The sequence below is a fragment of the Coleofasciculus sp. genome (assembly GCF_046565525.1).
Classification (GTDB): Bacteria; Cyanobacteriota; Cyanobacteriia; order Cyanobacteriales; family Coleofasciculaceae; genus Coleofasciculus.
Map to the genome: position 1 here is coordinate 12859 of NZ_JBKHUP010000089.1, position 20595 is coordinate 33453.

Here is a 20595-nt window from a genome sequence, read left to right on the forward strand (position 1 = left end):
CCTAATGTATAGTCTCGATATTAATTTTCTTAACGATAGACCCGATTATCGCAAAGCCGATAAAGGCTCAGAGTCCCCTAAAGCCAAAAAACAAGTCCAAATGGGGGAAATGACGCCGCTGATTCTGGGTGTGATTGTCGGCTTACTTCTGCCTGGGTTAGTCGGCGCTGGTTGGTTTTGGCTGACTCAGGAAAATGCCAAGTTAACCGCTGAAATTGCTGAAATCGACGCCGAATTAGCAAGCTTGCAAGCGGAAAAAGATAAAATAGCCGCGCTTAATACTCAAATCCAAGCGGCTAGAAATGAAACTGAGGCGCTGGCAACGGTGTTTAATCAAATTAAGCCCTGGTCAGCTATTTTACAGGATGTACGCGATCGCGTCCCCACCGATGTACAAATTCAAACGATTGAGCAAACGGAAACTGAAGTGGCTGAGGGGGCTGCGGGGACTGAGGGTAACACGCCCCTACCCACGATGAATTTAGAGATTTCTGGCGTAGCCAAGACATTTGATGATGTGAACAACTTTCTGCTGACGCTAAAACAATCTCCCTTCTTTCAAGATGAAAAAACTCGTATCGTTAGCGCTCAACTGGAGGAGAACCCCGCTAAGTTAGAAGTACCGCAAAAGGAAGGCAACGAGACGGTTGCTGAGATTACCTACGAGTTACCCAAAGTGGTCAGCTATACCGTTCAAACTAGCTTGACAAATGTCCCCGCCTCTGAACTATTGCGCGAAATTGACCGCAAAGGAGCGGTGGGATTAGTGGCTCGGCTCAAAGCCTTACAGCAGATTAAGCAGAATCAGGCAACGGAGACAGCCACCCCAGCCCCAAGCCCAAGCCCAAGCCCAAGCCCAACTGAGACAACTACGGAGTGATGTAACTATGACTTATGCTGATCCAGATTTTATCCCCGTTGAAGAGCAGGAGGAAGCGCCAAATTATCCCACCGCGTTTGGGATTACCTTCACGCCAAAAGTTTCGGGAATTATCTTCGCTGTCTTAGGAATTTTGGGGGCAGCTTACTTGGCGATGAATGTTGTGCAGCCCGTCTTTGAAGAATACAACACGTTAAAAACTCAGCGCCAAGAAAAGGAGAGTCAGCGCCAAGATCCTCAAGAGATCCAGCAGCAAATTCAACAGAAACAATTAGAATTGGCTCAGGCAAAGCAGCAAAACCAAAAGGTGTTAAGTTTATTTGCCAATGAACAATCCATAGATACCTTGCTGTTGGATGTGAATGGATTTTTTAAACCCATAGACGGAGAATTGACGAGTTATGAACCTGTCGAGGTAAACGAAGAAGAAAGTGATATCGTTACCGATGGTTCCCTGGGAGCAGCTGTTAACGGTAAACTCAAACGCAAAAGCTTTAATTTAGAAATGGAGGGCAGCTTTAACGAAATCCAGTCAGTTTTACGCAGTATTGAACGACTGCAAACCTTAGTCGTTGTCAAAGAGTTGACGACAGAGATCAGTACACCGCAAGGGCTGTTGGTCGATGACAAAGGTACAGTAGTATCAACGTATGTAGAGAAAGACGAAAAAATTATCCCCGATGCTAAACCGACTCTGAAAACAAACTATAGACTGGATGTGTTGATGCCCTTGAGTGAGGAACAAAAGCAGGAAGCAGCAGCAGCAGCAGCAGCCCCAGAACCTGCCCAGTAATGTAGAGACGTAAGGGGTGGAACGTCTGAACGTAGGGGTGTAGGAGGTGTAGAGACGTTGCAGTGGAACGTCTGGGAAGAAATTCTGAACCCAGCTTAATTAATTTACAGTACAAGCGATGGTGAAAAGTCCCTCGTGATTTATCCGAGGGATGAAACCGAGCAAGGCGTCCAGCAAGCGCAACTTTAGTTGCGAATGTATTTTTTTTCTGACTCTACTCAATTAATAGTGTAGTATAATTTTAGAAAACGTTGTGTATGGTCGAGCAAGTGTTTAATCTGATTTACGAGTTTAAGCTAAAACCAACTACCGCTCAAGTAGCCACTTTTGCTGAGTGGCTAGAACAATGTCGTAGAGTCTATAACTATGCCCTTTGTGAGCGGAAAGATTGGGCAAATTCCCGTAAGTCTCCAATAAACGCTTGTTTGATTAAATACGAGTACATTATACCAGCGGATGCACCAGCACCCAACTATTCCAGTCAGTGCGAAAGTCTCACTCAGGCTAAAAAGAATATCCCTGCACTTAAGCAGGTACACTCACAAGTGCTACAGCAAACCCTTAAGCGTTTGCAAAAGGCATTTGAGGGAATGTGGGAGAATGGGCGAGGGTTTCCACGGTTTAAGAAAGCGGGTCGGATGCGGTCATTTGTTTTTCCATCAATGGGAAAAGATCCCATTCAAGGGAGATATGTCAAATTCCCTAAAATTGGGCTGGTTAAATTAATCCAATCCCGTCCAATTCCCGATGATGCAACTATTAAACAAGCACGAATCGTAAGACGGGTATCCGGCTGGTATGTACAGTTAACCTTACAATGGAAAGTAGATGTACCCTTCGGCAAACTCAGGGCGTCGCCTGAAATCAGTCCGACTGGTACATCACTGGGAATAGATGTCGGCTTAATGCACTTTGCCGCCGTGTCTAATGGGCGAACGTTTCCCAATCCACGACCATTTAAACATCTAGAAGGCAAGCTTAAATCGCTGCAAAAGAAGGTGTCTAAAAAGCGTCCAGGGTCAAACAATCGCGCCAAAGCACAAGCCAAAGTGTCACGACTACATGAGCGAATAGCTTGCCACCGCAAAAACTACCATTGGGAGTTAGCCCATAACCTTTGTGATTGGGCGGATATGATATTTGCCGAACAACTCAACCTGAAAGCGTTAGGTCGAGGCTTTTTAGCTAAACACTGCCTAGATGCAGGGTGGGGTCAGTTTCTAGATATCCTATCTCAATGTTGTTTTAAGCGGGGTGTGTACTTCCAGAAAGTACCCGCAGCCGGAACAAGTCAGACTTGCCCCAACTGTTTAGAGGATACAGGTAAGAAAAAGCTCTCTCAACGGGTACACAAATGCCAGTATTGTGGGTATGAATGCGATCGGGATGTAGCATCCGCTCGCATTATAGAAATTAAAGGACTGCAAGCCGTGGGACACACGGTAGGTAAGCTTTCTGAGGGTAAAGGTTTCATCCTAGAAGATGTAAAACTCTGCCTCCCTGTGACGGAAGAATCACCCGCGTTTTAACCGGGTGAGTGTCAACCCTAGCATCTTAGGATTAAGGTGGTTTAGAGGTCATGAGTGAGGAGTAAATTGTGAGACAGGATCAACTGTTGAGTGGAATCGCGATCGCGACTGCCGTCTCCCTATCGATAACAGAACCCGTCTGGGCGGCGACGGCTCAAGTCACCGCAGTACGGCTCAATCCCAGAGGCAGTACCTTAGAAGTGATACTGGAAACCCAAGCCGGGGATCTGCGCCCCCAAGTTTTCCCGGTGAACCGGGGTAAGGATTGGGTGGCTGATATTGTAAATGCTCGGTTGAATTTGAGGGAAGGCAATAGCTTTCGCCAAGACAACCCCATGCCCGGTATTACAGCCGTTACGGTGAGTCAAATCGAGCCTAACAGCATTCGGGTAACCGTGAGTGGGACCCAAAGTTCACCGGAGGGTCAAATTCTCCAGCAAGCGTCTCAGGCCATTACCCTAGGAATTAGTCCCGCTCCCAGCAGTCAAGCCGCCGTGCCGATTCCGGTTTCCTCGCCCTCTGGGGAGTCAGTATCCATTAATTCACCAACGCTACCCTCCTCTACTCAAACAAATAGCGCCGGGACTAGAGACAATGTGAGTATTCCCCAGGTAGGAAGCAGAGGTGCACGAACCCAGGGGAGAGAGACGATGAATGTGGCAACGAGTCCTATTGCCACTCAACCTAAGATTACCGATCCAGCGAATTTCAATCTTAATCCAGCACCAGAAAATCAACAGAACATTTCTATTCCGGTTGCTCCGCCACCAAGAGAATTAGGATCAACCGTTCCCACTCTACCCAATCCAGGGACAACTCGATCCAACTCAGACTTTTCATCTCCCGCCACTGCGCGATCGCAATCCCCAGGTTTCAATTCACCCCCAATTATTGCCCAAACCCCGACACCGCAAATTCCCCAACCAACCCAAGTCCAACCCACTCCCACTCCCCTGGTTCCAGCCCCTTCACCCGATGTTTTAGTTCCCAATCCGACAATTACCATTGATGGGGTTCCGGCTGCACCTGCGGGGACAGTTCAACCGGTTGCTCCAGCGCCCCCATTCTTACCTAGGGCTGTTGCGCCACCTGTGGGGGATATTGCGGTTTCTAATCTGAATGCCGCCGCCAGCGAGATTGACTTGGGAACAGCGGCTGTAGTACCCCGCCTATCCTTGCGAGAAGCCCCTGTGCGAGAAGTCTTGGCACTATTGGCGCGATCGGCTGGATTGAACCTTGCCTTTGCTGGAGGAGGCGGTGGTGAGGCAGCGGCGGCGGCTGAGGAAACGATTTCCCTGGATTTAGAAAACGAACCCGTTCAAGATGTGTTTAACTACGTTCTCCAGCTTGCTGGACTCCAGGCAAATCGTCGGGGACGTACTATATTTGTGGGGACTCGCCTGCCCCAAGCGGCACGTAATGTGATTAGTCGTACCTTACGGTTAAATCAAGTTAGCGTTTCCAGCGCCTCTGCCTTCCTAGCAACCCAAGGGGCAGAAGTGCAACAGGTGGTTATCCCGATTGAACGAGAATTCAATCAAGAAACAGGAGCCGTGATTCGGGAAACCGAACAACCCGCCGAGTTGAGACCCCTCACCGTCAATCAGCCAGGGGAAGCAACGGGTGCCTTGTTGCTGAGGGGATTAGCGGTTTCAACGGATGAGCGATTGAATGCGATTACCCTGGTGGGTGAGCCCCGCCACATTGAACTGGCTTCGGCTTACCTGACGCAGTTAGATCTGCGGCGTCGTCAGGTGGCAATTAATGTCAAGATTATTGACGTTAACTTGTTGGGAACCGATGCCTTTAATACAAGCTTTTCCTTCGGCATTGATGACGGCTTTTTTGTCGTCGATGATGGGGCGGCAGTCTTCAATTACGGTGAGTTTAATCCACCTACAGCAGTTCAGACAACGGGTAGTTTAGCAGCTCGACCGGTTATTCCCAATCCGTTTGCTGGTGCAAATACGTTCTTTGATCCAACGGGTACCGGAACAGTCGTTCCAGGAACGGGTGTAGATACGATAAGTATTTTTAACGACCCTGTCAGAGGTATTTTTACGATTGACCGTTCTCCAGGTAGAGATGGAGCCGCCTTTCCCACTCGTGCAGGAGTTGCAGCCGATCCATTTTCGGCAGGTCTTACAGAATTTACATTGGGAACACCTTCTATCGTAAACACAACGATTACTCCAGCGGTTCCTCCCACGCTTGATGATATGGGTAATCCGATTCCAGGTACTGGTAGTCCTGAGATGACAACCACAACATTTCAGCAAGGTACATCGGGAACAATTACGGCGGCTCTCCCCGATCTGTTCCAGTTTCCGAAAAGATTCTTAGCCTCGTTAGAAGCTCAAATTACGAGTGGAAATGCCAAGATTTTGACTGATCCCACTTTGTTAATCCAAGAAGGACAGACAGCAGGTGTTAACCTGACACAGGAGGTTGTGGGAAATATTCGGAGGGAGACAGAAAGCAGTGACAACCTCACGACGGTAACTGTTACCACAGAGATTAAAGAAGCTGGTTTACAACTGGGTGTCACAGTTGAGCGCATTGACGATAATGGGTTTGTTACTCTAAACGTCAATCCGAGAGTTACCTCTATCGGCAGTGTACAAAACATTTCCATTGGAGAGGATACCAACCAAATTGCTCTTCTGAATGTGCGTGATCTGAATTCGGGTCAAATTCGCCTGCGTGATGGGCAAACTCTAATCCTGACGGGTATTATTCAGGAGAGCGATCGCACAACGGTAAGAAAGGTGCCAATTTTAGGCGATTTACCGATTCTGGGAGCGTTGTTCAGAAGTACAGAACGGACAAACCAACGTCAAGAGGTGATTGTATTGCTCACGCCTCAGATTCTGGATGACTCAGAACGTGGTGCTTTTGGCTACAACTACACGCCAGGGCAAGAGGCGCAGGAAGTTTTACAGCGCCGAGGGTTTCCCACGACGGGTGGGTTCTAGAGCATCGGTTCAGCCGTAGGGGTACGGCAGTGCCGTGCCCCTACAGGATTCTGGTCGAGTGCCGTTACCACGCGATAGAAACAGGTAAGGGTTCCCCCATTGGTTCCAGATTAATAAGTTAGTTCATCGCTAGAGGGCGCACGTCACGAAGAGGGCGCACGTCGGTGCGCCCCTACCCGCAGGGATCGAATGGGCGTTTTTTGGGTAAGTTTGGCGGAATCTTAAAAAATATAGTCGGTATTTATACTCAAAAATGCCGAAATCTACATAATTTAAAGGTTTCAACGTTCCATATCTGGCAATCAGCCATTAGAATAATGCAGTGAAACTTCGAGCCGGTGGGTGTTTCAGGCATTTTTCCCTGAAACCCCTGGTTCTGGGGGTCAAAATACTCAACTCTAGACTAATGGGTTAGAGTAAGCGTTGACCTTGGATTCGCGCAGAAATAAGGAGATTTATGATGAACAAGGGCGAATTAGTGGATAAAGTGGCGGAAAAAGCTGCTGTGACCAAAAAACAAGCGGATGCGGTGTTAACTGCGGCATTGGAGTCAATTATGGAAGCTGTCTCTGAGGGCGATAAAGTCACCTTGGTTGGCTTTGGTTCCTTTGAATCGCGGGAACGCAAAGCCCGTGAGGGGCGCAACCCCAAAACTGGCGATAAGATGGAAATCCCGGCGACGAAGGTGCCGGCGTTTTCTGCGGGTAAGCTGTTTAAGGAAAAAGTTGCTCCTCCGAAGTAAGGGTGTAGTCAAACCTGATTGGTGGAGAAGATGAGAGAGAATGTAGAGACGTAGCATGCTACGTCTCTACAGACTGATTTTAAGGAGAATTTATCCTTGAAACGACCCATTCACGGGGGAAATCTAGCCTGGGCGGCGGCGCGGGCAGGTTGTTCCCCTTCCCTGATTCTGGATTTTTCGGCGAGTATCAATCCTTTGGGACCGCCAAAATGTGCGATCGCGGCGATTGAGTCTCATCTTGATAAGTTGGTTGCCTACCCTGAACCGGATTACTACCCATTACGGGTGGCTCTGAGTCAACTCCATCCCACGCTGAACCCTGACTGGATTCTACCGGGGAATGGCTCGGCTGAGTTATTAACCTGGGCAGCCAGGGAACTCTCAGAATTGGAGGAAACGATTATTCTGACTCCAGCCTTTAGCGACTACCAACGGGCGCTCAGGGCGTTTAATGCCAGAATCAGGGCGTGTCTTTTATTTGGAAGTCATCCATTCGTTGGATTCGTAGGGGCGAAGCATTCGCGCCCAGATCTATCGGTTTTTTACCAACATCCCAACGCGAATGCTTCGCCCAATCCCCCATCCCCAATTACCAATCCCCCATCCCCTGATTACCAATCCCCAATCCCAAAATTAGTCTCTGGCAAACATCAGGGTTTGCTGCTGAATAATCCCCATAATCCAACGGGTCAATTATGGGATACAGCCAGCCTGCTGCCTTATTTGGAGCAATTTGCCCTAGTGGTTGTGGATGAAGCCTTTATGGACTTTTTGCCACCCGCTCAGCAGCAAAGCCTGATTCCTTGGGTGCAGGATTATCCAAATCTGGTCATTTTGCGATCGCTGACTAAATTCTACAGCCTCCCCGGACTCCGTTTAGGTTATGCTATTGCCCATCCTGAACGGCTACAACGCTGGCAACAGTGGCGTGATCCTTGGTCTGTCAACGTTCTCGCTGTCGCTGCTGGTAGGGCTGTGGTACAGGATCAAGCATTTCAACAACAGACTTGGGATTGGCTACCCGCCGCGCGATCGCACCTTTTTCAAGGGTTATCATCATTACCAGGGTTACATCCCTATCCCAGCGCGGCTAACTTTTTGCTGGTTCGCTCAGAATACTCCTGTTCCCAACTTCAGGAACACTTACTCAAGCACCACCGTATTTTAATTCGGGATTGCTTGAGCTTTCCGGAATTAGGCGATGGTTATTTTCGAGTTGCTATTCGTACCCAAGTGGATAATCAACGTTTATTAGATGCTCTGAAAACTTTTATAAGTTATGAATTATGATGCAGCAATTATATTTTTTTAACGCAGAGGTACGCAGAGGTTAGCGCAGAGGGACGCAGAGGTATTGGAGGTATTTGTGTAAAAATTTTATAGAATTGGAGAAATAATCGGGAATGACAAATGACGAATGACAAATGACGAATGACTATGACCTTATTGTAATTGGTAATAGCAGGGCTGGCGCTTATGCTGCTCTGGCTGCATCTCAATTAAAGGCTCGTGTTGCCCTAATTAAACCTGAAAACTTCCAAAGCAACTGGCTGGGTAAAGAAGCGCTATACAATCAGGCATTGATGCAGGTGGGGCGCGTTCTTCAGCAAGTACGGAAGGTATCTCAATTTGGGATTTATCCTTCTATAACTCCCTTGATTCCTGATACTCCTGAGTTAAAAGAACAGTTAGTCAACAAACCAGGGGAAGCCGGGGAATCATCTAGAGACGTGCCATGGCACCTCGGGGAAGCAGAGAAAGAGGATATTAAAACGGATCTGAGTCCTTTTGAGTCAACCCTCTACTTTCCTACTGTAAAAATTACCGAAGCCATGGAATGGGCAAACATGGTGGTTTCTACCTGTTCTGAAGCCACTTCTCCAGCAATTTTGGCATCTTTAGGTGTGGATGTCATTTATGGAGACGGAGAATTTTGCCGCTTACCTCACCTAGGTTTTGTTCTCAATAACCGACGCTTACGGGCAAGGGCATATTTAATTGCAACGGGCTCTTGTGCAGAAATTCCTGATATCGATGGGTTAGATACAACCTGTTATTGTACCCCAAGAACTATCTGGAATCACGTAGACAAGTCTAGACACAAAGTTATCGGGGCGGGTTTGACTAATAGGGTTCCTCCAGAAACCGATAAAGTCATAAAACCTACCCCTCTGGGAGAACCGGAGGATCTAGAAGAAACCTCTCCCTTTCAGTTACAGAAAAATTGGTTAGTTGTTGGTAGCACTCCCCATGCTGTCGAACTAGCTCAAACATTAGCGCGGCTGGATTACCAGGTGACACTGGCGGTGAGTGAGGCTCATATTTTTCCCCAAGAAGACTCAGAGGCGTCGTGTCTAGTTCAAGCGCAATTAGAAGCTGAAGGAATTCGTGTTTTGACTCAAAGTTCAGTAACTCAGATAAGGCTGATTGAGGGGAAAAAATGGGTGCAAGTGGGAAATCGAGCCATTGAAATTGATGAAATTCTTTGGGCGACGGGTCAAACGCCTAATATTGAATCCTTAAATTTAGCAGGGGTTGGCGTCAAGTTTTCCCGAAAAGGGTTGAAACTCAACCAAAAACTGCAAACTACTAATCCCCGTATCTATGCTTGTGGTGATGTGATTGGCGGTTATCAATTTGAGCATGTTGCCGAATATGAAGCGAATATTGCGATAAAAAATGCTTTATTTTTTCCCTTATGGACTGTAGACTATCAGGGGATTCCCTGGGCAATTTTTACTGATCCAACCTTAGCACGGGTGGGGTTAACGGAAGCGCAAGCCAGAGAGCGTTATGGGAAGGAGGTTTGGGTGGTGCGACATTATTTCAAAACTTTGGATAAGGCGCAAATTATCGGGGAAACAACTGGGTTTTGTAAGCTGGTGGTGCGTCGGAATGGGACGATTTTAGGTGGGTTAATTGTGGGAGCAGGTGCAGATGAATTGATTGGTGCGATCGCGCTGCTGATTCGCCATAAAATTAAGGTGGGATCACTGGCTAAAATGCCCCAAGCTTCGCCTACAATGTCAGAGATTCTTTCTAAAACAGCACAGGAGTGGCAACGTCAACGCTTAGAGCGGAATCAGATGTTACAAAATCTACTGGAAGGCTTTTTTAACTGGCGGCGTAAATGGTGATAATTGTCCTTTGTCATGGGTTTTTTAGGGGCGGGTTTCACTATTATCGTTTCTTACCTGCTGCAAATCGAGTTAAACCCGCCCCAACCTAGTTGATATCACTTTCTTATAAAAAGATTCTAAGGATCTTAAACCTGTGCGATCATCATAAAGTCGATGATGGTTTTGATAAATCTTCTTCACCATATTTTGTCGCCAGTCGCTGTCTAAACCCAGTCCCACGGAAATCTCGATATACTCAGCTTCATCATTGGCAATTGTTTCTGTTATTCCCATCATTTTTAATATACCAGATGCGTGACGACCGCGCATAAATTCACCCGGACAGGTTACTACAGGTAAACCGCAGGCAATTGCTTCTAAGGTGGTATTTCCCCCAGACCAACTTAAGGTATCTAGAAAAATATGGGAGACTAAATTAAGATTAATGTAACTCACCCAGTCCTGTTTGGGTAAAATTATACAGTAATCTTGATGATTGAGACCAATCTGAGTAAATACTTGTTGTAAACGGGCTTTAAATTGGGCAGTAATCCGAGAACTTGGAGAGGCAATAAAGACAAATTGGGCGTGGGGTACTCGTTGAGCAATTTGGGCAAAAATAAAGTCAAACTGGGGCAGATATTTAAATAATGATTGGCAAGACAGATAAATAACAGAATCCTCGCGAAGCTGAAAGTCAGATCGGGTTTTGGTCGAGTTTTGTATCGATGGCTTTTCGTAACAAATGCCGATATTGGGCAGAGAAATCAGTTGTTCGCTATAGTGATATTTTGCATTGTCTGGCTCCATTAATTCACTCGATAAAAAGTAATCAATGGTAGGTAAACCCGATGTTACTGGATGCCCCCAGGTCACGCATTGTACCGGGGCTAGCCTCAAGCCAGCAATGAGACTGGTCAAGCCATCCATGCTGATATCGGTAAATACGAGGATATGGAGTTGATCGGCGAGTATTTGTTGGCAGACGGTATCTAAGTTACCATAAATGTGATAAGATTTATCACTATACTTTTTGAATTCTTGCGTTATAAAGTCGGTTTTATGACCGATGTGGTAAGTATAAATTTCAAAGCTCTGTTTATCGCTATTTTTTATCCAGCCTAAGGTTAATTTACCAACGGTATGTCCGCGAAAATAAGCCGAAACATAACCGACACGGATCTTATCAGTGAGACTAAGTGGGGGTAAAGATAGAGGCGTTGCCCACTGGGGATAATGGGTAGCCATCATTTGATGAACTAATGTTCCATATTTCCGTTGTACGCCTCGGTCATTTAATCCTTGATACCCTAGGTAGAAGCTGAAGGCATGTTTGGCTAATGCTTTGACTGCTTGTGTTCTCTGAACAGCGGTATATGAGGCGATTTGTTGCTGTAAGTAATTGAGTCCCTGGCAAAAATGCTGACGCCAAATGGAAATTTGTCTCTGATTTTCGTAGAGAATGGGTAAGACAAGTTTACTCTGCCATTGAGCTTCAATCAAATCCGGTTTAAATTGAAACGCTTTTTGGAAGTAGGGAATTGCCTCGTTTACTTGGTTTTGATTCGCTAAGGCAAGTCCTAGGTTGTGGTTGGCTTCAGGATGAGTGGCATTTAGACGCAGGGCTTGTTGTAAATAATTTGTGGCTTTCTCGAACTGATTTTGGGGTAATAGTGTGCAACCTATGCCCACATAAGCCTTGAAAAATTTAGGATCTAGGGTTAAGCTTTTTTGATAATGGCTGAGGGCGTCCTGAAATTGAGCTTGTTCGAGGAAAGCATTGCCTAAGTTACAGTGTGCTTCAGGGGTGTTAATTTGGAAGAAAATTGCCTGCTGGTAATAGAAAATTGCTTCTTTGAGTTGACCCAATAGGTGCAGTGATTCGGCTAGTTTAAGATAAGCATCCCCATAGTTGGGCGCTAGGCTTACTGCCCAACGAAACGATTGTATGGCGGCGTCGAGTTGCTGGTGCTGGATTAGGGCATTGCCCAGGTTATAGTAAACACCAGGATTATTCGGACTTAGGGTAAGGGACTGTTGGTAATGCGCGATCGCAGGTTCACTCTGTCCCTGTTCTAAGAGGGCGTTGGCTAAGTTACAGTGTACATCTGGATCACTAGGATTGAGTTTAAGTGCTTTTTTATACTGTTCAATCGCCGCCGATAGGTTACCATGCTCTTTGAAGGCATTGCCTAAGTCGTAATGGGTTGAACTGTGATTGGGCTTGAGCGCGATCGCTCGTTGGTAGTAAGGAATAGCTTGAGTTAACTCTCCAGAGGCGTGTAGCGCTGCCGCTAGGCTGTAGTAAATTTCAGCATAGTCGGGGATGAGAGTTATCAACCGACGATAACAGGCAATCGCTTCATCAAGCCGCCCCAGTTGGTGAGCAATCGTACCCAGGATATGCAGCGCTTCAGTGGAATCCGGTTGCTCTGAAAGAATTTGGCGACAGAGCAATTCAGATCGATGGAAGTCACCCGCCTGGTATGACTCGAAGGCGGTAACGAGGGTATCGGAGATCGGACTCATACAGAATGATGCCTACTGAAGTGGCTACGGGTTTTAGAGTAAGGCAGAAACTATTGTGTGATTTTATCGAGTTTTTTACTTTTTGAGTTTAACTTAGCAGATGAAGCCGAAAAATAAAGGGCTTTTTAAGGGTGTAACGGCGATTAACGCCAAGCCGGAACGCATAAGCAACCCAATTACTCCGGTAAGAAGGTTGGACTTGGAAAATTTAGGAGGTAATGCTGTGAAGTTAAAGATTGTCGCTTTTTCTGTGTTGTTGGGTTTGGCATCATTGTTGGGAGCTTGTCAGAATGTGACGACTCCACCTGAGGAGCCTGCTTTAGAAGAGCAAAATCCCGCAGGTGAAACCGAGGTTATGCCAACAGAGGAAGAAACCGAGGTTATGCCAACAGAGGAAGAAACCGAGGCTATGCCAACAGAGGAAGAAACTGAAGCTATGCCAACAGAGGAAGAAGAGGAAGAAACTGAGGCTGTACCATCACCCTAGTTTGATCAGTATGTGAGCTTACCTTGGGAGCGACAAGTCATAGAAACAGGTGTCACAGATGAGACTTTTACTCGTGGAAGACGATGAGCGCATTACCGATGCCCTAGAAGAAGATCTCACCGATCAACATTATGCGATCGATGTGGCGCATGATGGGGAGGAGGGGTTAGATTTCGCTGATTCTGTCACCTATGACTTAATTTTGCTGGACATTATGTTACCCAAAATTGATGGGATTGCACTCTGTCGGCGACTACGCTCCCAAGGCTGTAGCACTCCGATTCTGATGCTAACGGCTAAGGATACCATTACTGATAAGGTTATGGGATTGGATGCAGGAGCTGATGACTATTTAGTTAAACCCTTTGACCTGCAAGAGTTATCAGCTCGCATTCGAGCTTTACTGCGTCGGGGTGTTTCTACTGCACCGCCAGTATTGGAGTGGGGAAAGCTGCGTCTAGATCCAAGTACCTGTGAAGTTTTTTATCAAGATAACCTCTTATCGCTTTCACCCAAAGAATATTCGTTGTTAGAATTTTTCTTACGCCATGGTCGTCGTGTATTTAGCCGCGCTCAAATCTTAGAACACCTTTGGCCCTTTGAGCGACTCCCGGAAGAAGCGACGGTTAAAGCTCATATCCGCAGTTTACGACAGAAACTTGAAGCCGGCGGCGCTCCTAGTGATTTGATTGAAACGGTTTATGGTTTGGGTTATCGTTTGAAACAGTGATTGTTGATTGTTCATTGGTTTTACAATGATTCAAATCTCGGTCAGGGCGGGTTTCGTTAAATTAGGGTTTTTCTCCTTAAGGTTATTGGTAAAATCCACACATACACACAGTCAGGGCGGGTTTAGTTACATCTACTGTGAGGGGCAGAAACGATAGTAGTGAAACCCGCCCCTACAAACCAAATTCCCTTGCTCGAAGCGAAGGGTCAAGACTGATAATGTTTCAAGGTATACGATGGCGTCTATTGTTGTCTTACCTAACTGTAATGGCAGCAATTTTGAGTTTCTTTGGCACGGGAGTTTATGTCTTTGTTAGCCGCAATCTTTATGATCAACTGGATAAAAAATTACTGACTCTGGCTCAAGCCGCCGCCGCCTCGTTCACTCCTGTGAAAATGAAGGGTTCTCAATATCTTAATCAAGTTGATGCGGTTCCCTGGCGTGATATTTTTAATCGGGATCAGCAAAGTTTAGAATGGTTTGATGCCAAGGGTAAACTTTTGGCAAGTCGAGGCGCCCTAGAATTGGACTCTAGACTCAGAGTCGGTTCTCAAACCCTAGAGGAGAAGCAAAAGCCTAGACAGATTCGCACGTACACCATTTCTGTGTTTAAAGATGGCTCAACCCCCAATCAACCCTCTCTAGAAGGGTTTATTCGCGCCTCTCAATCGATGGAGGATATCCAAATCGTCCAGCGTCAACTGCTGTGGGGATTGGGGATGGGGGGTTTTATGGGGTTAGGCTTAGTCGGTTTGGGCGGACTTTGGTTGACGCAGAAAGCTTTGGAGCCGATTGAACAAAGTTTTCAGCAACTGAAACAGTTTACAGCAGATGCGTCCCATGAGTTACGTAGTCCTTTGATGGCGATTAAAGCATCCGTTGATGTGATGCGAAATCATCCGGAGCGAATTCACCCCAAGGATGCGAAAAAATTAGCGGCGATCGCAAGTGCTACCGATCAGATGAGTCATTTATCAGAAGATTTACTGTTTTTAGCCCGAACTGATCGCACAGTATCAACTCCTAGCCGTGAGAAAATGCCAATTTCTCTGAATAAATTTTTACAGAATTTGCTGGATTTGTTAGAACCTTTTGCTCAAGACAAAGAGATTACACTCCAGTCTCAGTGGCTAGCGACGGTTTCTGTGGTGGGGGATGAATCACAACTGACTCGCTTATTTTGTAACTTACTGGAAAATGCGATTCAATACACGCCTGCTAAAGGGAAAGTAGACTTAATTTTGGCAAAAACTAATCGCTTTGCCATTGTTAGTGTTAAGGATACAGGAATTGGCATTGAGCCAGAACAGTTACCCTTTGTGTTTGATCGCTTCTGGAGGGCGGATAAAGCCCGTTCTCGCCGCGAGGGGGGGACAGGGTTAGGTTTGGCGATTGCTGCTGCGATCGCGCAGCGTCATGGCGGGAAAATCACAGTTACCAGTCAGGTTGGGGTGGGTAGCTGCTTTCAGGTGCGTTTACCTGCTGTTTAACTCAGGTTCTTTGCTATTGTAGGCTAGAGATTTCTTAACTCGCAGCCTCCTATGACAGCTAGCGCTCAGATCACTCAATTCCAGTACAAACCCCTACACAAGCCCAACCAGCTTATCTATGGTACGGGTCAGACGGCGGTGGTTACAGGTTGGACCGTAAAAAAAGCGATCGCGAAACAGCTACAACCTCACGAGTTTGCTGTTATCGGTCAACTCTACAGTCCGACACGGGGTATCAGCCTGCTGATCCGGAATCTGTTAGCTAATCCTCATGTCCGCTACCTTCTGGTTCTCAACGCCACGAAGGAAGACCAAAATGCTGGGGGTGGAACGTGCTTATTAGATTTCTTCCGCAATGGGTTTACTGAAGGGTTCAGCGATACAGGACGTCGCTGTTGGGTGATTCAGTCTGCGATTCCTGGCTATATCGATATTGAAATTGAGGCTAATGCCTTGGAGACTCTCCGGCAATCAGTGGAGTGGCAAGAGGCGAAATCAATCGCTGAAGCCGTGAGTCAGGTTAAGTCTTATACGGTTAGGGATAGGGTTGAACCTTGGGGTGCGCCGTTAGAATTTCCCCAAACTGAAGCCGTGCCAACAGTCTTACCTGGATCACGTTACGGACATCGGATTGAAGGCAAGACGATTGCTGAAACCTGGGTCAAAATTATTCATCGGATTAAAACAACGGGAACCCTTCGACCCACGGGTTATGATGGGCAATGGCAAGAATTAATTGATCTGATGGCAGTGGTGACGGATGAGCCACCGGGGTTCTATTTCCCTGAACCCAACTATTTGCCCTGCGATCGCGCTTTTATTCAGGAGTACATTCACCAAATTTTAGATGATGCGCCTTATCGAGAAGGTGTGAAATATACTTACGGTCAACGTCTCCGTTCGTGGTTTGGCAAAGACCAAATTGAGCAGATTATTACCAAATTAATTGGAGAAATTGATGCGGCGAGTGCCGTGATGTCTCTGTGGGATGTTAAGGATCACGAACAAGGGGGTAGTCCTTGCCTGAATCACCTTTGGGCGAGAGTGGTCGATAATGAGTTATCACTGACCGCGACTCTCCGCAGTAATGATATGTATATGGCGTGGCCCTCGAACGCCATGGGACTACGCGCCCTACAACAGTATATCCGAGACGAAATCGCCAAGCGCTCTAGTTATGATTTGCGAATGGGACCATTGATTACTATCAGTCAGAGCGCTCATATTTATGATGATACCTGGGAAAATGCAGATCAGTTAATCCGAAAACAATATCCTGCAATTTGTCGGAATCGAGACTTTTATGACCCGGCGGGTAACTTTTTAATTGAAATTGACGCCAACAAAATCGTTGTTAAACAAACAACTCCGGGTAGTGGTGAAGTCGTTGCTTGCTATTCAGGCAAAAATCCCCTAACGCTGATCAGGGAAATTTGTGCAGCTTCCCCAGCTATTCAACCCGATCATGCCGCTTATTTGGGAATGGAGTTACAGAAAGCCGATGAATCACTGAAAACAAATAAGCTCTATAGTCAGGATAGTAAATGACACCATTTAATCAAGATCGACCAACATGGGATGAATACTTCCTCATGCTGGCAAAACTTGCCGCTACTCGCTCAACGTGCTTGGCTTTTCCGGTTGGTGCGGTAATTGTTAAAAACAAACAAGTTTTAGCCACTGGCTACAATGGATCACCCGCCGGATCAGCTCATTGTACAGAACAGGGATATTGCTACCCAGGTTTAAGTAGCTGTGATGCTAGCAAAGAGATGCCATCTCGTGCTGTTCACGCTGAAGCCAATGCGCTGGCACAAGCCGCTAAACATGGCATTGCGACTACTGATGCTAGTATTTACGTCACCCTAGAACCTTGCCTTTCTTGTTTAAAACTGATCATTTCTGCTGGCATCCATGAAGTCTTTTATGAAACTCCCTTTAACAGTGGAGGCAGCATTCTGGTTAGAGATTCATTTATCCATGAGGGTTTAGTTACCCTGAAAAAAATTCAGCTATCTGAGGAAACAGCAAACAGAGCGGCATCATTTTTATTAAAGCCGACGTCTGTTGCTAGAGCTAGCGTATAACCGTGATCTCATATCAAAATTAATAATTGAGGTAAAGGGACTGTGTTTAGCGATGTTGATATTGAAAAACAACTAGAATCTCAAAAGAGAGATCCAGATACAGGAATCTCAATAGAGCCTTTTGAGAAAAAGTATTTAACACCTGTTGGTTATGATTTGCGAGTTGGAAAAAAAGGATTTTCTTGGAATAATAAACGTGAAGAAAATATTGAAAGAGACGGTGGAATTGAAATTGAACCTAGGGATACAGTAGTGATTGAGACGTTGGAGTCTATAACTTTATCCAGGGAGGTGGGAGCAACTATTCATGCAATGGCTACACGGGTTAATTCTCAAGGATTATCTCACATCTCTACTACTGTAGATCCCGGATGGACTGGTAAACTTTTAATTTCTTGCCACAACTATCGCGATAGTCCTGTAGAACTTCGACTGGGAGATTCTTTCTGCACAGTTTGCTTTTTCAGAGTAGAGTCTCAAGCTAAAGTGTCTGTTGGAAGACCTCCTGACAGAGATGACATCTGGCAGCAGCTTATAGAAAAGGCTAGTCAAGAAAAACAGCAGCTTAGAGAGAAGGCTAATCAAGAAAAACAACGACAGGAGCGAGAAATAAAAGAAGAGAAAGAGAGGGAAAGGAGGGAACGTCAAACTAGATTATTCTGGATGGCTTTTTTTGCTTTTGTCGCTTTAGCTATTGTTATTGTCGCCTCTTTAATTAATCAAGTTATCGGCGCTTCTTTAGCGGCTGTTATCGGTACTATAAGTCCTTTTGTTTTCGAGACATTAAAATCTAAATAAGGGATTGAATTTAGCAAAATATATATCTTGTTGAAATAAATAACGCTGACTTAATTAAGGTATTTTTATCCATTAGCTTATGAATCAAACTCAAGCACACATTTACATTTCCGGTGCATTAACGGGAGTTGAAAACCCTTTAAAAGTCAAGGCATTTTATGAAGCGATTGGGGCGCTTTGTGAAACGATGGAATTTCAAGTCTATGTTCCCCATCTCAAAACCGATCCCATTAATAACCCTGATGTTAGCCCTCGACAAGTTTTTGAGACAGACAAGCGCCAAGTTAGTTCGTCAGATTTAGTAATCGCCTACCTGGGTTGTCCTTCTTTTGGCGTTGGCATGGAATTAGCTTATGCAGAAATTCATAATATTCCTTTGATTCTACTTTACGAAAAAGATAAGAATATATCACGGTTTCCTAGAGGCATCCCCACTGTTATTGCTGAAATTAAGTTTAGTAGCGATGAAGATGCCTTAGCTCGTTTGCAAAAGATTCTAGAGCAGTGGAGTGCCGAGAATCCAACACAACCTCTGTCATTACCGATAGATTACGGCTAAGGCTGGTCGAACTGTGACATATTTTATTTGGAAGCTGCAAAATATTCACATAACAAAGGAACAACATTATCAAACCATCTCAGTTGCGCTCCACTCCAGGCATTGGTTTTAGATGTGGCTAGCAGAGCTCGCCCGTATGCTTTTCCTTTCTCGGTGAGTCGTCGCTCCCTCGAACCCGGTTTTGTCCATTCCTGAATGCCTAATTCATGGAGTGCGGCGTTGACTTGAGCGGCTTTAACTTTTCGTCCTAATTGCTCTGACACCTTCTCAGCGACTTGGGAGGCGATCATCCCCGATGGTTCCTCAACCGAATGGGTGACCAAAAGCTGCTGCGCTTGATTGGCAGCACTGGCTAAAGCCGGAAAACGCTGGGTAAGTACATTCAATTTCCAAGACGCGATCGCACGTTGATCCAATCCCGCTTCTTCTAGCCATTTGGCGATTAACCGTAACCCCTGATCCAGTTGCTGGAGTTGGTTATCAAGGGGGAATTCATCGGTTTGGGGTAATTGTGCGATCGCAGCTTCTATGTCTTTAGGATAGGGCGGGTTCTCTGGCTCTATATCACTCGCTGTCTTAATCTGGAGAGTCTCTAAGGATGTAGAATTCGCCGCTTCCACTAAAGCCGTTGCTGTTTCATTCCCACCATGGGCTTGATGTTGCCAAAACGCTACGGCTGCATCCCAGGATGATAACGCGATCGGTCTAGGCTTGTCCGGTACCACAGCCTTGACTGTTTCTGGCAAGTTGTTTTCGTTTGATTTACAAAATTTTTGCGCTGTCCCCTTGCTTTTTCCCACAACTTCGGCGATTTGCCTGTGGGTGAACAACAAACGCTGATCCTGATCAGAGGTTAGCTGATAACCAGAAACCTCAATGTTTCCAAGCTGGAAACGAACCGCTCTCGCTTCCGCTGCCATGTCACTTTACCTTGAATGAGCGACAAAAAACTTTCCTGTACAACATTGTACAGGGGATTGGTTACCAAGCCCCTACTAAGGCTGATGACTGCGACGAATTTCTGTGATTTGGTCAGCCACCTCCAAAAGTTCTGGTGGCATATCGGGTCCTGTGAGAATAATATCTACTGAACTGGGGCGACTTTCCAGAAATCTCAATACTTCAGTTAGGGGGATTAAGCCGTAGTTGATGGCTAAACTCAATTCATCGAGGACAACGACAGAGTATTTCCCCTCATACACCACCTGCTGAGTATAATGCCACAACTGCTTGAGCGAACTATGTTCTGCCTCATCTAATTCTGGGGTATCGATATATCGTGGCAAATCACAACGAATCCATTCTAAATACTGTCCTAACCGAATCGGATGCTTGTGTCCTTGACCAATACCCCCTTTGAGAAACTGAACCACCAGCACGGGTGTCCCCTGTCCAGCGATTCTCAAGCTTTGGGCAATCACATTGGTAAAAAAGCTGCGCTGGGAACTGGTAAACACTTGTACCAGCCCTTCTAGGGTGTAGGTTAGGTGAGGCGCTGAATTAAGGGTCGGAGTTTCTAACTGGGAAACCATAGTTAACAATTAAAGAGAAATAAATCTGATAGACACCCTTCAAGCGTGAGTGGATAGGTGACAATATTCTCTACCACTCGATTCATGATCAGTGTGAACGGGTAACGACGGAATACGGCGGCAATGCAAGCTTCCATCAGTTTCCGAGCGTGAGCTGAATGAATCGGATTCATCGGTTTTTTGTTGGCATCAATTAGAAAAACGTAGTTTGACATAATTGGTAATTGGTCGGTTTGACCAGTCCTTAAGTAATGTGTGCTTCGGGGATGTTAGAGTCTGGCTTGTTCGGGTTGAAACACTTGCTCTATAAACCTTTCGAGCATTCCTTAATCTCAACCGACAGAG

At 46.0% G+C, this 20595-nt stretch carries 18 protein-coding genes; 14 read left to right on the forward strand and 4 right to left on the reverse strand.

Annotated elements, in window-relative coordinates:
- The first annotated feature begins 4 nt into the window (after nucleotides 1-4).
- The 7 genes from ACLGGO_RS26425 (at nucleotide 5) to ACLGGO_RS26455 (ending at nucleotide 10056) form a co-directional block, all read left to right on the forward strand.
- Nucleotides 5-880 carry a PilN domain-containing protein gene (locus tag ACLGGO_RS26425; protein WP_446421508.1) on the forward strand — a complete coding sequence of 292 codons (876 nt, stop codon included), beginning with the start codon at nucleotides 5-7 and terminating at the stop codon, nucleotides 878-880.
- A gap of 7 nt (nucleotides 881-887) precedes the next feature.
- Entirely contained in the window at nucleotides 888-1673 is a 786-nt protein-coding gene (locus ACLGGO_RS26430; protein ID WP_446421509.1) for a hypothetical protein, read from the forward strand.
- Nucleotides 1674-1942: 269 nt separating this feature from the next.
- Entirely contained in the window at nucleotides 1943-3202 is a 1260-nt protein-coding gene (locus ACLGGO_RS26435; protein ID WP_446335224.1) for an RNA-guided endonuclease InsQ/TnpB family protein, read from the forward strand.
- Nucleotides 3203-3270: 68 nt separating this feature from the next.
- Nucleotides 3271-6177: an AMIN domain-containing protein gene (locus tag ACLGGO_RS26440; RefSeq protein ID WP_446421510.1), complete on the forward strand. Its 2907-nt coding sequence runs from the start codon at nucleotides 3271-3273 to the stop codon at nucleotides 6175-6177.
- A 460-nt stretch (nucleotides 6178-6637) separates the two neighbouring features.
- On the forward strand, nucleotides 6638-6919 hold the full coding sequence (locus ACLGGO_RS26445) for an HU family DNA-binding protein (RefSeq protein WP_446335223.1): 282 nt from the start codon (nucleotides 6638-6640) through the stop codon (nucleotides 6917-6919).
- A gap of 96 nt (nucleotides 6920-7015) precedes the next feature.
- The gene (cobD, locus tag ACLGGO_RS26450) at nucleotides 7016-8209 is read left to right on the forward strand and encodes a threonine-phosphate decarboxylase CobD (protein ID WP_446421511.1); all 1194 of its coding nucleotides are present in this window, start codon (nucleotides 7016-7018) and stop codon (nucleotides 8207-8209) included.
- Nucleotides 8210-8343: 134 nt separating this feature from the next.
- Nucleotides 8344-10056, forward strand: coding sequence for a dihydrolipoyl dehydrogenase family protein (locus ACLGGO_RS26455; protein WP_446421512.1), 1713 nt, complete (start codon nucleotides 8344-8346; stop codon nucleotides 10054-10056).
- A gap of 72 nt (nucleotides 10057-10128) precedes the next feature.
- On the opposite strand, the gene ACLGGO_RS26460 is transcribed toward ACLGGO_RS26455, so the two are convergent.
- Complete coding sequence (locus ACLGGO_RS26460; protein WP_446421513.1) at nucleotides 10129-12567, reverse strand: tetratricopeptide repeat protein; 2439 nt, start codon at nucleotides 12565-12567, stop codon at nucleotides 10129-10131.
- Nucleotides 12568-12667: 100 nt separating this feature from the next.
- Between ACLGGO_RS26460 and ACLGGO_RS26465 the strand changes: the two genes are divergently transcribed.
- The 7 genes from ACLGGO_RS26465 to ACLGGO_RS26495 all read left to right on the forward strand — a co-directional run bounded on the left by ACLGGO_RS26465 (nucleotide 12668) and on the right by ACLGGO_RS26495 (nucleotide 18718).
- The gene (locus ACLGGO_RS26465) at nucleotides 12668-13054 is read left to right on the forward strand and encodes a hypothetical protein (RefSeq protein WP_446421514.1); all 387 of its coding nucleotides are present in this window, start codon (nucleotides 12668-12670) and stop codon (nucleotides 13052-13054) included.
- 58 nt (nucleotides 13055-13112) lie between these two features.
- A complete protein-coding gene (locus ACLGGO_RS26470; RefSeq protein WP_446421515.1) occupies nucleotides 13113-13784 on the forward strand; it encodes a response regulator transcription factor in 672 nt (223 codons plus the stop codon).
- Between the two features lie 218 nt (nucleotides 13785-14002).
- The gene (locus ACLGGO_RS26475) at nucleotides 14003-15274 is read left to right on the forward strand and encodes a sensor histidine kinase (RefSeq protein ID WP_446335208.1); all 1272 of its coding nucleotides are present in this window, start codon (nucleotides 14003-14005) and stop codon (nucleotides 15272-15274) included.
- 51 nt (nucleotides 15275-15325) lie between these two features.
- Nucleotides 15326-16822 carry a thymidylate synthase gene (locus tag ACLGGO_RS26480; RefSeq protein ID WP_446421516.1) on the forward strand — a complete coding sequence of 499 codons (1497 nt, stop codon included), beginning with the start codon at nucleotides 15326-15328 and terminating at the stop codon, nucleotides 16820-16822.
- A complete protein-coding gene (locus tag ACLGGO_RS26485; RefSeq protein WP_446421517.1) occupies nucleotides 16819-17361 on the forward strand; it encodes a deoxycytidylate deaminase in 543 nt (180 codons plus the stop codon). The genes ACLGGO_RS26480 and ACLGGO_RS26485 overlap by 4 nt, the downstream gene beginning before the upstream one ends.
- Nucleotides 17362-17403: 42 nt before the next feature.
- Complete coding sequence (locus ACLGGO_RS26490; RefSeq protein WP_446421518.1) at nucleotides 17404-18159, forward strand: dCTP deaminase; 756 nt, start codon at nucleotides 17404-17406, stop codon at nucleotides 18157-18159.
- Nucleotides 18160-18238: 79 nt separating this feature from the next.
- Complete coding sequence (locus ACLGGO_RS26495; RefSeq protein WP_446421519.1) at nucleotides 18239-18718, forward strand: nucleoside 2-deoxyribosyltransferase; 480 nt, start codon at nucleotides 18239-18241, stop codon at nucleotides 18716-18718.
- 23 nt (nucleotides 18719-18741) lie between these two features.
- Here the strand turns inward: ACLGGO_RS26495 and ACLGGO_RS26500 are convergent, their stop codons facing one another.
- The 3 genes from ACLGGO_RS26500 to ACLGGO_RS26510 form a co-directional block, all read right to left on the reverse strand.
- Nucleotides 18742-19638 (reverse strand): hypothetical protein, encoded by an 897-nt coding sequence (locus ACLGGO_RS26500; RefSeq protein WP_446421520.1) that lies wholly within the window; start codon nucleotides 19636-19638, stop codon nucleotides 18742-18744.
- A gap of 75 nt (nucleotides 19639-19713) precedes the next feature.
- The gene (locus ACLGGO_RS26505; protein WP_446334694.1) at nucleotides 19714-20250 is read right to left on the reverse strand and encodes a P-loop NTPase family protein; all 537 of its coding nucleotides are present in this window, start codon (nucleotides 20248-20250) and stop codon (nucleotides 19714-19716) included.
- 2 nt (nucleotides 20251-20252) lie between these two features.
- Nucleotides 20253-20465: an RRXRR domain-containing protein gene (locus ACLGGO_RS26510; RefSeq protein WP_446421521.1), complete on the reverse strand. Its 213-nt coding sequence runs from the start codon at nucleotides 20463-20465 to the stop codon at nucleotides 20253-20255.
- Nucleotides 20466-20595: the final 130 nt, after the last annotated feature.

Coding starts and splice junctions, on each gene's coding strand:
- ACLGGO_RS26500 (WP_446421520.1), bottom strand. CDS start 19,638: ATGGCAGCGGAAGCGAGAGCGGTTCGTTTCCAGCTTGGAAACATTGAG.
- ACLGGO_RS26510 (WP_446421521.1), bottom strand. CDS start 20,465: ATGTCAAACTACGTTTTTCTAATTGATGCCAACAAAAAACCGATGAAT.
- ACLGGO_RS26460 (WP_446421513.1), bottom strand. CDS start 12,567: ATGAGTCCGATCTCCGATACCCTCGTTACCGCCTTCGAGTCATACCAG.
- ACLGGO_RS26425 (WP_446421508.1), top strand. CDS start 5: ATGTATAGTCTCGATATTAATTTTCTTAACGATAGACCCGATTATCGC.
- ACLGGO_RS26495 (WP_446421519.1), top strand. CDS start 18,239: ATGAATCAAACTCAAGCACACATTTACATTTCCGGTGCATTAACGGGA.
- ACLGGO_RS26505 (WP_446334694.1), bottom strand. CDS start 20,250: ATGGTTTCCCAGTTAGAAACTCCGACCCTTAATTCAGCGCCTCACCTA.
- ACLGGO_RS26465 (WP_446421514.1), top strand. CDS start 12,668: ATGAAGCCGAAAAATAAAGGGCTTTTTAAGGGTGTAACGGCGATTAAC.
- ACLGGO_RS26445 (WP_446335223.1), top strand. CDS start 6,638: ATGAACAAGGGCGAATTAGTGGATAAAGTGGCGGAAAAAGCTGCTGTG.
- ACLGGO_RS26455 (WP_446421512.1), top strand. CDS start 8,344: ATGACGAATGACTATGACCTTATTGTAATTGGTAATAGCAGGGCTGGC.
- ACLGGO_RS26475 (WP_446335208.1), top strand. CDS start 14,003: ATGTTTCAAGGTATACGATGGCGTCTATTGTTGTCTTACCTAACTGTA.
- ACLGGO_RS26430 (WP_446421509.1), top strand. CDS start 888: ATGACTTATGCTGATCCAGATTTTATCCCCGTTGAAGAGCAGGAGGAA.
- ACLGGO_RS26470 (WP_446421515.1), top strand. CDS start 13,113: ATGAGACTTTTACTCGTGGAAGACGATGAGCGCATTACCGATGCCCTA.
- ACLGGO_RS26485 (WP_446421517.1), top strand. CDS start 16,819: ATGACACCATTTAATCAAGATCGACCAACATGGGATGAATACTTCCTC.
- ACLGGO_RS26480 (WP_446421516.1), top strand. CDS start 15,326: ATGACAGCTAGCGCTCAGATCACTCAATTCCAGTACAAACCCCTACAC.